The organism is Streptomyces sp. NPDC050610 (genome assembly GCF_040654875.1).
In the GTDB taxonomy this organism is placed as follows: Bacteria; Actinomycetota; Actinomycetes; order Streptomycetales; family Streptomycetaceae; genus Streptomyces.
Genome location: NZ_JBFAIV010000024.1, coordinates 66,340 through 81,841 on the forward strand (window position 1 = coordinate 66,340; position 15,502 = coordinate 81,841).

Consider the following 15,502-nt stretch of genomic DNA (forward strand, 5'->3'; position numbering starts at 1 on the left):
AGCAGTGGGCGCGCCTAGGCCTTTCCGCCGCTCCGGGGAGGCGTGAGCTTGTCGAGGTCGAGACTGATCTCGAAGGGCACCGGGCGCTGGAGGGAGCCCCGGAAGATGCCCGCGGGCGCGTAGGCGCCCGCAGGCTCGTCGAGCTCGTAGACATGGACGGCGGGTGCGCCGTCCTCTTCCTCGACGCACCAGTAGTGGGGGATGCCGGCCTCCGCGTATTTGCGGAGCTTGACCGTGCGGTCGCGGTGGGCGGACTCGGGGGACACGACTTCCACGACGAGTTTCACGTCGTCGGGCGCGTACCAGGTGCGGTCGGGGTCGTAGGGGAGATTCGTCAGCAGGAGGTCCGGCTCGGGGCGGTTGCGGGCGTCGAGGCGGACCGTCATCTCCCGCTCGACCTCCACGCCCGCCGGCGCCTGCGCCATGAGGGCGGTGGTCAGGGCGGTGACGAGACGCCCGTGCCAGGACCGCCGGGGCGACATCATGAATACGAGGGCTCCGTCGATCAGCTCGGTGTGGCGCGGCGCCTCGGGGAGGTGATCCAGATCCTCCGCAAACCAGCCTTCCGTACGGGGCGGGCGCATCCAGTCGGGCAGCGCGGTCATGGCTTTACGGTAGCCGCGGCCGCGGCGAGCCGGGAGCTCCTCGGAGCCTCGGGTCCGGACCTCGGCCCGGCCGTACGCACCTGCGGCGCGGGATCGCGGTGGCCGGTACGGCGGGGCCGGAGAGACAGCCGGGGCCGCCACCCCCCACAGGAGAGGCCCCGGCCGCCCGTCCGGTACGGGCGGGTGTACGGCCCGTACTTCTTACAGCGCCGCGCGGCGTGAAACCGTCACACCGCACGGCCGTACGGGCGGCTGTGCGGCTCTGGACGGAACCGGGCGGGTGCCCGTAACGTGCTGGTCCGCGCCGGTGGGCGCGATATTCGCTCATCACGCCCGTGACTGGCGAAACGGTCACGTCCCCTGGGGGTCTCGAAGATGTATCCGTGCGGGAACTGCCGCGCCGTCGCCGTGGGGCAGGACGGCCGCTGTGCCGCGTGCGGCGCCTACCAGCAGCCGCAGCCGGGCGGGTACCAGCAGCCGGGGCCGTATCAGCAGCCCGGCGCGTACGCCGCGCAGCCGGGCGGGCCGCACGCCCCGTACGCGCCGCCGTCGATGCCCGCCGGGGGCGTGGATCTGCGCCGCGGGCTCGCGACGGCGGTGACGGTGCTGTTCGCGGTGACCATCCTCGTGCTGGTGCTGCGCGTCATCGCCGCGGCCGGGCAGTACGGCGTCATCTCGGACGCCCTCGACGGGGGCCGGGCGAGCGAGTCCGACCTCGACGGCGCGGACGATTTCTTCCGGGTCACGCTGCTGCTCGGCTCGCTGACGCAGGTGGCCACGGCCGTCGTGTGGGCGGTGTGGTTCCGGCGGACGCGGCTCAACGCCGAGGTGTTCGCGCCCGGTCAGCACCGGTACGGCAGCGGCTGGGCCGCGGGCGCCTGGTTCACGCCGGTGGTGAGCTTCTGGTTCCCCAAGCAGATCGCCAACGACATCTGGCGGGCCAGCTCCCCCTCCGGGCCGTACGCGCCGCGCGGGCTGCTCAACGCCTGGTGGGTGCTGTGGATCGTGGGGGCCGTGCTCAACTCGGCCACCACCATGCAGTACGTCGTCGCGCGCGGCCGGATGGTCGACGCCGACGTCGCCGTCTTCAACGTCCGCAGCCGCGTCGACGCCTTCCAGAACGCGCTCGCCTCCAGCATCGTCGCGTACCTCGTGCTGCTCGCCGCCGCGATCCTCGCCATCCTCCTCGTCCGCCGCCTCACCGCGATGCAGGAGCAGCGGGCCATGGCGGGGCCGCAGGGCGGCCCGGGGTACGGCGGCGCGATGCCGGGCATGCCGTACGGAAATCCGGGGTACCCGGCCCCGGGCGGCGGCGCCGGCTATCCGGCTCCGGGCACTGGTTACGGCTACCCGGGCGCTCAGGGCACTCCGGGTGCTCCTGGCACTCCGGGCGGCGGCTACGGCCAACCGGGCGCCGCGGGTGGTGGCTACGGTCAACCGGCCGCTCCGGGCAGTGGCTACGGCTACCCCGGCCCGCCGCAGAGCCCGCCCCCGCCGCCCCCGCAGGCGGGTCAGTACGGGCAGCAGGGCCAACAGGGCCCGCAGCCGCCGAACGGTTCCGGCCCGGCGGGGTACTGAACCGCGGGCCGATCGGAGTGGGGCAGGATGTGGGCGTGCTGGGGGACGACGCTGAACTGACCGCCGCCGTGTACGCGGCCCAGGACGGGGACGAGACGGCCTTCAGAACCGTCTACCGCTCCGTACAGCCCCGGCTGCTCGGCTACCTGCGGACGCTGGTCGGCGAGCCCGACGCGGAGGACGTGGCCTCCGAGACGTGGCTCCAGATCGCCCGCGACCTCGGCCGGTTCCGCGGCGACGCCGACCGGTTCCGCGGCTGGGCGGCCCGTATCGCCCGCAACCGCGCCCTCGACCACATCCGGCTGCGCGGGCGGCGCCCGGCCATCGGCGGCGACGAGAGCGAGTTGGAGGGCCGGGCCGCCGACGCCGACACGGCGGGAGAGGCGCTGGAATCGCTGGGCACCGGACGCGCGTTCGCCCTCATAGCCCAGCTGCCGCAGGACCAGGCGGAGGCCGTCGTGCTGCGCGTGGTGGTCGGCCTCGACGCGAAGAGCGCCGCCGGAGTGCTGGGCAAACGGCCCGGAGCGGTACGCACCGCCGCGCACCGGGGGCTGCGGCGGCTGGCGGAACTGGTGACGGGACCGGCGGGACCAGTGGGACCGGACCCCGCGCCGGGGCGGCGGGGCGGGCGCACGCCGCCCACCGGGGTGGGCGCTTCCGCAAGTGTGACGCAATTGCGTTCCGGGACGCAGAAGGACATGTGATGGCGGACGACCACCGGTACGGCTGGCTGGACGACGACGCCGTGGAGCGGTTGCTGCGCGGCGAGCCGGTCCATGCCGATGATCCGGCCGGTACGGACGCGGTGAGCGCGCCGGGTGTGACGAGTGCGGCGGGTGCGACAGACGCTATGGACGCTGCGGATGAGCCGAGCGCTACGGGCGCGGTGGGCGGTGCGGCCGGTACGGATGTGGTCGCAGACGCGCGCGGCACCGGGGATGTGAGCGGGGCGGGCGAGGCCGGTGAGGCGAATGCCGCGCGAGGTACAGGCGGGCAGGCCGCCCCCCGTCGGCTCGCCGCCGCTCTCTCCGAGGCGTTGTCCGAAGCCTCCGCCGAGCTGACGGCCGCCGGGCCGGACGGACTGTCCGCCGGTGAGGAACGGGCGCTCGCCGCGTTCCGGGCGGCGCGCGCCGAGCAGCCCGCGCCGGTACGGACCGTGTGGCTGGGCGCCCTCGCCGGTCGGCCCTCCTTCGTACGGCGGCCCCTGAAGGCCGCGTTCGCCCTGGCCCTCGCGGGCTGTGCGCTGGGCGGGGTGGCGGTCGCGGCCGGTACGGGCATGCTCCCGGCGCCGTTCAGCGACGGCGGCGAACCGGGGCCCGCGACCAGCGTCTCGGCGGCCGACGACACAGGCGGCAGCGGCCGGTCGCCGGGGCCCGACCTCGAACTGAGCACGGGGGAGCCCTCGCGGTACCCGTCGGGTTCGGCCGGCACCGCACCGGACCCGTCCCCTTCGCCGACCGGCGGCCCGCCGGGGGACCGGCGCGGGGGCGAGGACGGCGCCGACCCGTCCCACGGCCGGAAGGACGACGGCGACCGCCGCGGCGACGGCAAGGCGGAACACGGCGGCGGCGAGCACGGCAAGGACGGCAGGGCCGGGAGAGCACGGGCCGAAGAGGTGTGCCGCGCGTACCTGTCCGCGAAGCGCGGTCCGGACGGCGAGGTCGAGGACAAGAAGCTGCGCCGGCTGGAACGCGCCGTCGGCGGCCCGTCCGCGGCGCACAAGTACTGCGAGCGCGTGCTGGATTCCGGCGGCTCCGGGGGTTCCGGGGGTTCCGGAGGCTCGGCGGGCTCCGGGGAGTCGGGCGGCTCCCAGGGAAGCGAGGCGGGCGGCGGCCACGGTGGCGGCGGGGGCGGTCACGGCCACGACGGCGGCCCCGGTCACGCCGGGGGCGGATCCGGAGCCGGAGACGGTGACGACGCGGGGGACGGGGACGGAGGTGAGGGCGACGGCTCGGGACCAGGCGGGGGCATGGGTGGCGGAAACAGCGGCCCCAGCCCCGACCCCACCGCCCACACATCGGCCCCGCCCACGCCCACACCGTCCCGAACCGCCTCGGCAGCACCGTCCGCGAAGGCCCGGCCGGTACTGGCGATGGCCTCGGCGAACCGGTGACGCCGCCGGGTGTGACGTTTTTCGGACGGCCGGCGCTGAATGAAGTAGGCCGACTGGTCATCGGCTGCGCATGAGGCCGGGGTTCCCCCCGTACCAACGGCCAGTGCGCATTTCGGCGCGGGCGGGGCACGTTCCCCCGGCCCTGCCCGCGCTGCTCTTCGAGAGCGGACCACCGGGAGACGGCCGCCGGGAGCGGACCGACGGTGACGGACAGTCGGTAGCGACGAACTGCTGATAGCGGCCGACCGGTAGCGGCCTACCGGTAGACGACGACGCGGTCGCCCTTGCGGACCTCCCGGAAGAGTGCCGCGATCTTCTTCTTGTCCCGGACGTTGATGCAGCCGTGCGAAGCCCCCGCGTAGCCGCGGGCCGCGAAGTCCGAGGAGTAGTGGACGGCCTGGCCGCCGCTGAAGAACATCGCGTACGGCATCGCCGAGTGGTAGATCGTCGACACGTGGTCGCGGCTCTTGAAGTCCACTTTGAACGCGCCCTCGCGCGTCGGCGAGTACTGCGAGCCGAACCGCACATCCATGGCCGACACGACCTTGCCGTCGACCATCCAGGCCAGCGTGTCGCTCTTCTTGCTGATGCACAGTACGCGCCCGGTCCGGCACCGCCGGTCGGGTGTGTCGAGCGGCTTCGTGGTCGGCGGGCGCAGCTCCATGTCCGAGGGCCGGCCGGTCGCGGAGCGCAGCGCGCGCCAGGTGCCGCTGTCGGTCGTGCCGGTGCCGTTCAGCCCGTGCCCGCGCTGGAAGGCGGCCACGGAACTCTTGGTCGCCGGCCCGTAGTAGCCGGTCGGGTTGGGGCCGAAGAGCGCGAGCCGGCGCAGCCGCGCCTGCAACTCGCGCACGCGCGAGCCGTGCGCGCCCGGTGCGAGGACGACCTTGGGCGCCGCCGGACGGGTCGCGTGAGGCGCGTGGGTCCGATTGGGGCCGTGAGGGGCATGAGAGACATGGGGTGCTTGAGAGGCGTGCGAGCCGTGGGGAGCGTCGCGCCCGGATGAGCCGGGCCAGGACGGCCACGGCCGTACGCCCGTAGCGGGCTTGGCGTCCGGGCCGGGGTCCGTACGGGCGTGACTGCCGCCGACCGGCTGCGAGGCGCCGGAGACGGGCGCGGTCTGCACCTTGCACCCGGCGGTCAGCGCCACCGCTCCCGCCGCCACTCCTGCCGCGACGAGCACTCTGCGTACGACGGTTGTCTGCTGCATCACCGGTGGATGATGCCCAGAGCCGCCGAAGACCGAACCTCGCCCCCGCAGATGGGCGAAGCCCGCCACCTCCCGCGTGCGAACCTCCCCGTCCCTTCCCGGCACCGATCACCGAACCTCGCCCAGGCCACAGCCGCTCCTCGACACCGCCCGAGGCCGAACCTCGCCCCCGCCCCGAGGTGGCTCAGCCTCGCTCGACGGGCAGGCTGTGAGGAAGGTCCCAGGCCGTGCGGCTCCACCCTTCGCGCGGCCGCCGCTACAGTCCGCGGCGAGACCCCGGCAGCTGCCTTTCGGCAGTTCGGCAACTCAGCGGGAGGCACAGCCCATGGCGCGTGAGACAGAGTCCGGTCTGCCCATCGAGCCGGTCTACGGTCCGGACGCACTCGCCGGCCGGGACGCGGCCGACATACTGGGCGAGCCGGGTTCGTACCCCTTCACGCGCGGCGTGTACCCGACGATGTACACGGGGCGGCCGTGGACGATGCGCCAGTACGCCGGGTTCGGCACGGCCACCGAGTCCAACGCCCGCTACAAGCGGCTGATCGCCGACGGCACGACGGGTCTGTCCGTCGCCTTCGACCTGCCGACTCAGATGGGCCACGACTCCGACGCGCCGCTGGCGAGCGGCGAGGTCGGCAAGGTCGGCGTCGCCATCGACTCCATCGAGGACATGCGCATCCTGTTCGACGGCATCCCGCTGGACAAGGTCTCCACCTCGATGACCATCAACGCGCCCGGCGCGCTCCTGCTGCTCCTCTACCAGCTCGTCGGCGAGGAGCAGGGCGTACGGGCGGACCAGCTGACCGGCACCATCCAGAACGACGTGCTCAAGGAGTACATCGCCCGCGGCACGTACATCTTCCCGCCCAAGCCCTCGCTGCGGCTGATCGCGGACATCTTCAAGTACTGCAAGGCCGAGATCCCGAGGTGGAACACGATCTCGATCTCCGGCTACCACATGGCGGAGGCCGGGGCCTCGCCCGCGCAGGAGATCGCCTTCACGCTCGCGGACGGCATCGAGTACGTGCGTACGGCGGTGGCGGCGGGCATGGACGTCGACGACTTCGCGCCGCGCCTGTCCTTCTTCTTCGTCTCGCGGACGACGATCCTCGAAGAGGTCGCCAAGTTCCGCGCCGCGCGCCGGATCTGGGCGCGGGTCATGCGCGAGGAGTTCGGCGCGCTGAACCCCAAGTCGCAGATGCTGCGCTTCCACACCCAGACCGCCGGCGTGCAGCTCACGGCGCAGCAGCCCGAGGTCAACCTCGTACGGGTGGCCGTGCAGGGGCTCGCGGCGGTGCTCGGCGGCACGCAGTCGCTGCACACCAATTCCTTCGACGAGGCCATCGCCCTGCCGACCGACAAGTCGGCGCGGCTCGCCCTGCGCACACAGCAGGTGCTGGCCTATGAGACGGACGTGACCGCGACCGTCGACCCCTTCGCGGGCTCCTATGTCGTCGAGACGATGACCGACGACGTCGAACGGGCCGCGCTCGACCTCATGGCCAGGGTCGAGGACATGGGCGGCGCGGTCGCCGCGATCGAGAACGGTTTCCAGAAGAACGAGATCGAGCGCAGTGCGTACCGCATCGCGCAGGAGACGGACAGCGCCGAACGTGTCGTCGTCGGCGTCAACCGCTACCAGCTCGACGAGGAGGAGCCGTACGAGCCGCTGCGCGTCGACCCCGCCATCGAGGCCCAGCAGGCCGCGCGGCTGGCCGCGCTGCGCGCCGAACGAAACCAGACGGCGGTGGACGCGGCGCTGGCCGAACTGAAGAAGGCCGCAGAGAGCGAGGCGGGCTCGGTCAGCTCGGTCAATGTTCTCTATCCGATGAAGGACGCCCTGCGGGCGAAGGCGACGGTGGGCGAGGTCTGCGACGCGCTGCGCGAGGTGTGGGGGACGTACGTGCCTGCCGACGCGTTCTGAGTTCCGACGTGCAGAGCGGGGGCACAGGCGGCTGGCTCGGCTTCAGCCACGGCTACGGCCTCTTCGTCGTCGGCGGGCTGGACCTGCCGCGGCTGACGGACGCCCTCGCGGAGGGCTTCGGCGTGTCGGCGGCGGAGATCGGCGTGGCGGCCGCGGGCGACACGCCCGCGGCCTGCCCCGTCGTCTGCGCGTACCGGTCCGTGACCGGCGACGTCTCCTGGCACCTGGAGATCCGCGTCCGCGAGGGCGCGCCCGACCCGCCCGGGGGCCGGGCCCTGGGGCAGATCCTCGCCGCCCGGCTCGCCCGGCCCGTGCTGTACGAGGCGGAGCTGTTCCGCCCGAGCGCGTACTGGGTCGTCACCCCGGACGGCACGCACGGCCGGGCGCGGCTGCACGGCCCGCAGCAGCAGCAATCGCGGCAGCAGGAAGCGCGGCAGCAGCAGGAATCGCGGCAGCAGGAAGCGCGGCGGCAGCAGGAATCGCAGCACGGCTCGCGGCGCGGCTCGCGAGGCGGGGGCGGCGGCGGGCAGGCTGGTGGGCGGCGCGCGGGCCGGCCCGTAGGACAGCCCGCAAGACAGCCCCTAGGACAGCCCGTAGGACGGCCCGTTTACGTCCTGGACGCCGCCGAAGTCCCCGTGCCAGGGCTGCCGAACGTCCCCGTCGAGATCATCTACGAGGCGATCGGGGACCGCTGCGGCTTCGCCTTCGCCGAGGCCCTGCGCCGGATCGTCGACGCCCTGGCGGACTGCTGCCCCCAGGCCCGTACGGCCGTCCTGCGCGGTTCGCTGGCCACTGACACGGCGGATCGTTACAGCGACTTCGACCTCGTGTGGACGGTGCCCGACGCGGACTTCGCGGCCTGCGTCGACGCCGTCCCGTCCGCCCTGAACGCCGCCCATCCGCTGCTCCTACCGGCGCGCAGCGACCCCGACTTCCACGCCCGCCCCGACCGCCGTCTGCTGTTCCTCACCTTCCGCGACCTGCCGCTGTTCTGGCGCCTGGACCTGGAGGTACGGGCGGAGTCCGGCTCCCCGGCCGGGCCCGCGGCGCCGGCGGGCGGGGGATGGCCGCTGTCCGTGAGCGCCCTCGCCAACGCGGTGGCCGCCGTGAAAGCCGTGAAACGCGACCGGCCCGACGCGGCCCGCGGCCTCCTGGACCGGGGCTTCGAACGCGTCGGCTCCGACCGCCGCGCCACGGGCCGCTGGCCGGAGGACATCCGCCGCCTGGCCGCGGAGGCGGAGGCGGAGGCGGCTGAAGAGGAGGGGGAGGGGGTGAGGGCTTTCGCGGACCGGGTGCGTGGCTTGGTGGCGACGGAACTGGAGTGATGAGGGGCGGTTCGGACGGGGCGAGGTGCCGATGCGGGCTGATCCGCGCCGATGCGCGCCGATCCGGCCCGATGCCGCGATCAGCCTGAGTCAAACTGGTGTCATGTCGTCTCCCCGCCGCGCCTGCCCCATCTGCACCCGCGAGATCGCCGTCGTCGGCGGCCGCTACGCCCGCCACGACCCGCCGGGCCGCCGTACGAGCTTCGAGCTGATCTCCTGCCCCGGCTCCCGCCGGATGGCCCCGCTCATGGCGGCGGCCCCCAAGCTCTTCGACCCGGAGGAGCCGCCGATCCCCGGCCAGCAGCCGCTGTTCTAGCTGTTCCGGCTACGGGCCGGCTGTTCCGGCTGTTCCTGCTACGGGCCGGCGTCGCACCGCAGGTCGTGACGGGGCAGCTCACCGGAGGCGAGGTAGGCGTTGGTCAGGTCGTCGACGCAACGGCTGACGCCGCTCCCGTACGCGATGTGGACCCGGGCCCGTAGCGTTGCGAGGCGTGACTCCCGCAGCAGGCCGTGGAGGGCGACGCCTTCCGAGTAGGCGGCCTTGACGTCGCCGGTGGCGGCGATGAGGAGGGCGGGCACGCGGTTGCCGATGACGGGATGCGGCTCGCGCGGGGACGGCCAGAAGGCGCACGGCAGGATGTTGTGGAACAGCGGCCCGAACACCGGCAGGGCGGCGCGGCTGCGCTGGACGTCGCGCCAGTACGCCATCGGGTCGTGCGGCGCGGGCCCGTCCGCGCAGGAGACCAGGACGTCGGCGCCGGTGGGCCCGTCGGGCGGGGCGGCCATGGCGCGGAGCAGCTGTTCGGCCGCCCCGCCGCTGGGCGGCGGCGCGGGCTTCCCGTCGGCGGCCGTACGGAAGAGGCTCAGGACCTCGCCGAGCTGCGGGTCCCGCCGGGCGTCGGCGAGCAACGCGTACAGGGCGATGGGGAACTGCCGCTCGCCGAGCGTGTACGGGCCGAGCCGCAGCGGCGCGCGGGCGGCGGCGCGCTGGATGTGAGCGACGGTGCGCAGCACCTCTTGGCGGGTGGCCCCGAGCCCGTAGGCGTCGTCGCGCCGGGCCGCCCAGCCGGCCCACGCGTGCAGCGCGCGTTCGGTGGACGCGGCCTGCCCCTGGAGCGTACGGAGCGGCCAGCGGCGCGGATCGACGGGTGCGTCGAGTACGAGCCGGTCGACGCGGGAGGGGAACAACTGCGCGTAGACGGCGCCGAGGTACGTACCGTACGACTCGCCCAGGTAGGAGACCCGCTCCTCGCCCAGCGCGACGCGCACCCGGTCGAGGTCGCGGGCCGCGGAGACGGTGCCCGCGTACGGCAGGGCGTCGGCGGCGTGGACACGGCACGCCTGCGCCAACTCCCGCTGTCGTGCGGCCGACCGCCTGAATCCTTCGAGGTCGTGCCCGGCGGCCTCTGCCCAACTCCGCACCTTCCAGCGGCAGTCGGCGGCCGAACTCCGCCCGATGAACCGCGGGTCCACCCCGATAAGGTCGAACCGGGCGGCCAGTTCGGCCCCCATGGCCCGTCGCGCCCTCACGGGCATGCCGAGCCCCGGGCTGCCGGGGCCGCCTGGGTTGTGCAGCAGGGCGCCGATCCGGTGCGCCCGGTCGGTGGCGGCGATGCGTGAGACGCGGAGGGTGACGGTACGGCCGTCGTGGGGGTGGGCGTAGTCGAGGGGTACGACCAGGTCGGCGCAGCGGGCCTTCGCCGCGTCCAGTGCGGCGTCGTGGCAGGTCTCCCAGTTCGGCGACGACCGGCGGCTCGGGGCCGGAGGCTCCTTGCCGTGCGCGGGTGAACCGGGGGCGAGCAGTCCGGCGGCGAGGGCGATGCATACGGCGGTGTTCCTGCTGCGAATCCCCATGGGGGAGGGGACGCGGGGGGAGAGGGTGGGGTTGACGGGGCCTGTGCCAACTCGTGGGCTGGGAACGGTGGATGGGGAGAGGGCAGGTCGACGAGAACTTTGATCCAACTGAAGAAATGTCAGATGTCCGAAGCCGTCTGTATTCGAGGAGAGCAGTGACCGCAGAAGTTACGGCTTGGCTGGCGGCGAACGCCGTCCCGCTGGACAGCCTCACGGCAGGGTCGCCCACCGGAGACCTGGAGCCGCTGAAGCGGACCCTGGACGGGGTCCGGGTCGTGGGGCTGGGGGAGGCCACGCACGGCACGCGGGAGTTCTTCCTGCTCAAGCACCGGCTGCTGGAGTTCCTGGTCACGGAGATGGGGTTCTCCGTCCTGGCTATGGAGGCCAGCGCCTCGGCGGGCCTCGCGGTCGACCAGTACGTCCTGCACGGCACCGGTGAGGCCGCGGACGTGCTGGCGCGGCTGGGCTTCTGGACCTGGCGCACGTACGAGGTGCTCGCGATGATCGAGTGGATGCGCGCGTACAACCGCGGGGTGCCCGACGACAAGCCCGACGACAAGAAGGTGCGCTTCGTGGGCATCGATCCACAGCGCTGTGGGGACTCGATCACGGTGCTCGACGCCTTCTTGCGCGCGGCGGCGCCGGAGAGGGCGGCAGCGTTTCGAGCGGGGCTCGGCGGACTCGCCGACGCGACACCGGGCGCGCCCCTCGCAGCACGGCGCCAGTGGCTGCGCGATACCCAGGAGCTCGTCGGCTATCTGGAACGAGACGCGGCTGAGCTGACCGAACTCACCTCCGCGACAAGAGTCGATGAAGCACGTCGGCACGCCCGCCTCGTCGTCCGGGCCGCTGATGTGGTCAGCCGTCCCCCGCACCATGAGGCGCCGGAGCGCAGCGCCCTCGTCGCCCGCGACCGGTACATGGCCGAGGCCGTCGCGGAGCTGCTCGACCGCGATGACGCCGCCAAGGTCGCCCTGTGGGCGCACAACGGCCACATCATGACCGGCCACTACGGCGGCGGAGTCCCCGCGGCGGGCCGACACCTGCGGCAGCGCTACGGCGAGGCGTATTACGGGCTCGGCCTGCTGTTCGGCAAGGGGGCCTTTCGGGCCTGTCGCGGCGGGCGGCGCGCTCTCGCCCGGCCCGCTTCGGCGCCGCGGCGGCCCGTCAGGAACACGATCGGCGCGGCCGGCTCCGATTTCGTGGAAGCGAAGCTGTCCGAGGCTTCCGCCGGAAGCCACATGGTGAACCTCCGCACCGACGGCGACGCTCCGCCGACCGTGGAACAGTGGCTGCGCGAAAGCCACTCCCAGCGCAGCTTCGGGGCGTACGTTCCGCGCTTCGTCTACCGGCTGAGCTCTATGCCGACGGTCCTGGCCGAGGAGTACGACGGCCTCGTATTCATACCGGAATCGACGTGTTCCCGGCCTCTGCCGCCCCTGCCCGGGAAGGCTTCGCCCGCCTGATGCCTGATGTCTGATGCCCTCTGGACGCGGCGAATTCCAGGGCCCGGCTGTGTTCAGCGGCCGTGTTCAGCGGTCGTGTTCAGTGGCCGGGGATGGGGACGACGTTGCCCGCCGCGTCGCAGCGTACGGTCCACGGCGTCTTGTAGCCGGGCTCGTGGACTCGTACGGTCACGTCCGGTGGCTGCTTGCCGCCGGGCAGGCGGGCGTTGGCGGCGGTGCAGACGATCTGGCTGAGGCCGAGGCCGCCGCCGCCGTTCATCTGGGACACGGGGGCGGGGAGGCGTACGTCCACGGCTCCGTAGGCGGCCTGTGCGGCCAACCGGCCGTGGAACGGCGGGACTTCCGTCGTCAGGCCGCGGGAGCGTTCGGTGGCGTCGGGGCCTTTGAGGAGCAGGTCGAGCGCCTGTTGCGGTGGCGCTGGGGCGGTGACCTCGCGGGCGGTCGACTGGAGACCGTTGGGGCTGACGAAGTAGAGCTGCGCGTACTCCGTCCCGGACCCTGGCTCGCGCAGCCCGGAAGCCGGAGCGCCGGCCCGGACCGGGCCGGTGGAGCCGGTCCCGCAGCCGGTCACCGCGAGCGCGAGCGTCAGCGCGGCGGCCCCCATGTACGTGAGTGAGCGCTTCACGACGGGGCCTCTTCCGGTTCCGGGGGTGGTGGCTGCGGCAGCGTCACGGTGAACACCGCGCCGCCGTCCGGGAGGTTGGCGGCGGTGAGGGTTCCGTGGTGCAGGCGTACGTTCTCCATCGCGATGGACAGTCCCAGGCCGCTGCCCTCGGACCGGGTACGCGCCGTGTCCGCCTTGTAGAACCGGTCGAAGACATGGGTCAGGACCTCGTCGGGGATTCCGGGCCCGCTGTCGGCGATGCCGATGACGAGGGAGTGGGGCGTGGTGGTCGCCCGTACGGTGACGGGGGCCGCGCCGTGGCGCAGGGCGTTGCCGATGAGGTTGGCGAGGACCACGTCGATGCGGCGCGCGTCGACGCGGATGCGCGGGCTGTCGGCGGGGAGATCGGTGATGACCTGGTGCGACGGCGACGGCGACGGCGACTGGGACTGGGACTGCGACGGCGACTGGGATTGTGACTGGGACTGGGACTGGGACGGCGTCTGCGACCGTGATTGTGATTGCGATTCGTGCCAGCCCCGCAGTTGGAGCGTCTTGCCGATCAGGGTGCGCAGGTCGACGTCGTCCAGGTGGAGGTGCGCGGCCCCGGCGTCGAAGCGGGACATCTCCATGAGGTCCTCGACCATCGTGGTCAGCTTGCGGGTCTCGTCGCTGATGAGGAGGACCGCGTCGGCGGTGTCCGCCGGCAGCTCGCCCGAACGGGCGTCTTCGTCGAGGGCGTCGGTGACGGCGGCCATCGCGGCGAGCGGGGTGCGCAGTTCGTGCGTGACGTCGGCGGCGAACCGGCGGGAGTCGGCCTCCATCCGCCGCAGCTTGGTGTCGTTCCGTTCCAGCGCGCCGGCCATGGTGTTGAAGGTGCCGGTGAGCGCGGCGAGTTCGTCCTTGCCCGTGGCGTCGAGGCGGGTGTCGAGTGCCCCCTCGGTGATCTTCTCGGCCGCGGTCCGCAGCCGCCGTACGGGACGCAGTACGCGGCGGGCCGCGAACAGGGCGGGCACGACCGCGAACGCCAGCGCCGGGATCGCGCCTGCCCAGGCGGCGGTGATCAGTGCGGAGATGTCGGTGCGTTCGCGGTCCAGGGAGAGGGCGGCGTAGATGACGAGGCCCGAGGGCTTCGCCGTGCTCCGCCGGCCGTGATGGTCGTAGCCGACAGGCATGCCGATGAGCAGGCGCGGCCTGCCGTCGCGGTCGACGCGCTCGTAGAAGCTGGCGTCGCCGCTCCTGGCGGTCGCGTCGCGCAGGGCGCCGCTGACGTCGACCGCGGCGCCGATGAGCGGTCCGCCGTCGCGGGAGACGGCGGTGTGCCAGTCCCGGGAGCCGGTCGCGCGGTCGAGCTGGCGGGCGAGGGCGCGCAGGTCCTCGTCGGTCGGGCTGACCGGGAGGTTCGGGGCGAGCGAGTCGGCCTGGACGCGCAGATCGTGAACGGCGCTGCTCTGGGCGCGGTCCAGGATCGACTGGCGGGCCTGGCGGAAGGTGAGGGCGGCGGTGACCAGGGCGCTGACCGCCGCGACCAGGAGGAACGCGACGACCAGGCGCGGGCGCAGGCCACGGGATGGCGTGATTCTCATGCGGGCGGTGTTTTCATACGGGTGGTGCCTTCATGCGCGCGCTGTCTCCATACGGGCGGTGCCTTCATACGGGCGGTGCCTTCATGCGGGTGGCGTTCTCGTGCGGATGGACATCTACAGCGGGCGGCGTTCATGCGGCGGAGTTGTCATGCGGCGGAGTTGTCATGCAGGCGGTGTTCTCACGCGGGCGGCTTTCTCATGCGGGCAGCGGGCCGAAGCGGTAGCCGAAGCCGCGCACGGTCTGGACGTACACGGGCTCCCGCGGTTCGTCCTCGATCTTGCCGCGCAGCCGCATGACGCAGGCGTCGACCAGGCGGGCGTCCCCGTAGTAACTGTGCTCCCAGACGTCCTCCAGGAGCTGCTGGCGGTTGAAGGTGAGCCCGGGGGCGGCGCTGAGGAAGAGCAGCAGCTTCAGCTCCGAGGGGGCGAGGGTGAGGTCCGTACCCCTCTTGCGGACGATGAGCGAGTCACGGTCGATCTCCAAGTCGCCGATCTGGGTCAGGCCGGTGGCCGTTCCGGCGGCGTCCTGGGCCGGGGCGACGCGCCGCAGGACCGCGCGCATCCGCGCTTCGATGACCGCGGCACTGGCCGGCTTGACGACGTAGTCGTCGGCGCCCGCCTCAAGGCCGACGACGATGTCGACGTCGTCGCCGCGGGCGGAGAGGATCACGAGGGGTACCTGGCTGGTCTCGCGGATGCGGCGGCACACCTCCAGGCCGCTCATTCCCGGCAGCATCAGATCCAGGAGCACGAGATCGGGTCTGATGGCCTCCAGCGCCTCCAGGCCGTCCTCGCCGGTGCCGACCGCCTCCGTCTCGTGGCCCATGCGGTTCAGGCCGAACACGATGCCGCGGCGGACGGCCGGGTCGTCCTCGATCAGCAGGACGCGGGACATGGACGGGACCTCCTGGGCAGCGAGCACAGATGTCATATCGGGTCATATCGTGACGCAGGGTGTGTACGGTCGTCGACTCCACGCGCAGGACGTACAGCCGTCGGCTCCTGCGGCGCGGTGGACGTACAGCCTCCGCCTCCCCCGACGCGGTGGACGTACGGCTGCCGCCCCACGACACAGTCTGACTCCACGGCGTAGGACGACCCGACGACGCGGTCTGACTCCATGGCACGGGCCGCCCCCACGACGCAGGCCAGCCCGACGACCGAGGCCGACCTCACCACGACCCAGGCCGGCCCGACGAAACAGGCCGCCCCCACGACGTAGGACGGCTCGACGACGCAG

13 protein-coding genes are annotated in these 15,502 nt (G+C 73.1%); 7 read left to right on the forward strand and 6 right to left on the reverse strand.

The features are described from left to right. Positions 1–14 precede the first annotated feature (14 nt). Positions 15–605, reverse strand: coding sequence for a Uma2 family endonuclease (locus AB0I22_RS26795; RefSeq protein ID WP_363133465.1), 591 nt, complete (start codon positions 603–605; stop codon positions 15–17). A gap of 375 nt (positions 606–980) precedes the next feature. On the opposite strand from AB0I22_RS26795, the gene AB0I22_RS26800 reads away from it, so the two are divergent. From AB0I22_RS26800 to AB0I22_RS26810, 3 genes are read left to right on the forward strand one after another with little or no spacing between them, the layout of a single operon-like run. Next, positions 981–2,183 carry a DUF4328 domain-containing protein gene (locus AB0I22_RS26800; protein ID WP_363133466.1) on the forward strand — a complete coding sequence of 401 codons (1,203 nt, stop codon included), beginning with the start codon at positions 981–983 and terminating at the stop codon, positions 2,181–2,183. 35 nt (positions 2,184–2,218) lie between these two features. Next, positions 2,219–2,887 (forward strand): RNA polymerase sigma factor, encoded by a 669-nt coding sequence (locus AB0I22_RS26805; protein WP_363133467.1) that lies wholly within the window; start codon positions 2,219–2,221, stop codon positions 2,885–2,887. Continuing rightward, a complete protein-coding gene (locus AB0I22_RS26810) occupies positions 2,887–4,296 on the forward strand; it encodes a hypothetical protein (RefSeq protein ID WP_363133468.1) in 1,410 nt (469 codons plus the stop codon). The genes AB0I22_RS26805 and AB0I22_RS26810 overlap by 1 nt, the downstream gene beginning before the upstream one ends. Before the next feature lie 256 nt (positions 4,297–4,552). Here the strand turns inward: AB0I22_RS26810 and AB0I22_RS26815 are convergent, their stop codons facing one another. After that, positions 4,553–5,503: a L,D-transpeptidase family protein gene (locus AB0I22_RS26815; RefSeq protein ID WP_363133526.1), complete on the reverse strand. Its 951-nt coding sequence runs from the start codon at positions 5,501–5,503 to the stop codon at positions 4,553–4,555. A gap of 325 nt (positions 5,504–5,828) precedes the next feature. Here AB0I22_RS26815 and AB0I22_RS26820 point away from each other — a divergent pair, with 325 nt between their 5' ends. From AB0I22_RS26820 to AB0I22_RS26830, 3 genes are all read left to right on the forward strand, one after another. Beyond that, complete coding sequence (locus tag AB0I22_RS26820; protein WP_363133469.1) at positions 5,829–7,427, forward strand: methylmalonyl-CoA mutase family protein; 1,599 nt, start codon at positions 5,829–5,831, stop codon at positions 7,425–7,427. A gap of 8 nt (positions 7,428–7,435) precedes the next feature. Then, entirely contained in the window at positions 7,436–8,752 is a 1,317-nt protein-coding gene (locus AB0I22_RS26825) for a nucleotidyltransferase domain-containing protein (protein ID WP_363133470.1), read from the forward strand. 103 nt (positions 8,753–8,855) lie between these two features. Next, on the forward strand, positions 8,856–9,068 hold the full coding sequence (locus AB0I22_RS26830) for a hypothetical protein (protein WP_363133471.1): 213 nt from the start codon (positions 8,856–8,858) through the stop codon (positions 9,066–9,068). Between the two features lie 38 nt (positions 9,069–9,106). On the opposite strand, the gene AB0I22_RS26835 is transcribed toward AB0I22_RS26830, so the two are convergent. After that, positions 9,107–10,606 carry an alpha/beta hydrolase gene (locus AB0I22_RS26835; RefSeq protein WP_363133472.1) on the reverse strand — a complete coding sequence of 500 codons (1,500 nt, stop codon included), beginning with the start codon at positions 10,604–10,606 and terminating at the stop codon, positions 9,107–9,109. A 155-nt stretch (positions 10,607–10,761) separates the two neighbouring features. Here AB0I22_RS26835 and AB0I22_RS26840 point away from each other — a divergent pair, with 155 nt between their 5' ends. Beyond that, positions 10,762–12,072: an erythromycin esterase family protein gene (locus AB0I22_RS26840; protein WP_363133473.1), complete on the forward strand. Its 1,311-nt coding sequence runs from the start codon at positions 10,762–10,764 to the stop codon at positions 12,070–12,072. A 79-nt stretch (positions 12,073–12,151) separates the two neighbouring features. On the opposite strand, the gene AB0I22_RS26845 is transcribed toward AB0I22_RS26840, so the two are convergent. The 3 genes from AB0I22_RS26845 to AB0I22_RS26855 form a co-directional block, all read right to left on the reverse strand. Then, positions 12,152–12,697 (reverse strand): hypothetical protein, encoded by a 546-nt coding sequence (locus AB0I22_RS26845; RefSeq protein WP_363133474.1) that lies wholly within the window; start codon positions 12,695–12,697, stop codon positions 12,152–12,154. After that, positions 12,694–14,262, reverse strand: a complete 1,569-nt coding sequence (locus AB0I22_RS26850) for an ATP-binding protein (RefSeq protein WP_363133475.1) — start codon at positions 14,260–14,262, stop codon at positions 12,694–12,696. Before AB0I22_RS26850 ends, AB0I22_RS26845 begins: the two co-directional genes overlap by 4 nt. Positions 14,263–14,458: 196 nt before the next feature. Continuing rightward, positions 14,459–15,157, reverse strand: a complete 699-nt coding sequence (locus AB0I22_RS26855; protein WP_363133476.1) for a response regulator transcription factor — start codon at positions 15,155–15,157, stop codon at positions 14,459–14,461. Positions 15,158–15,502 lie beyond the last annotated feature (345 nt).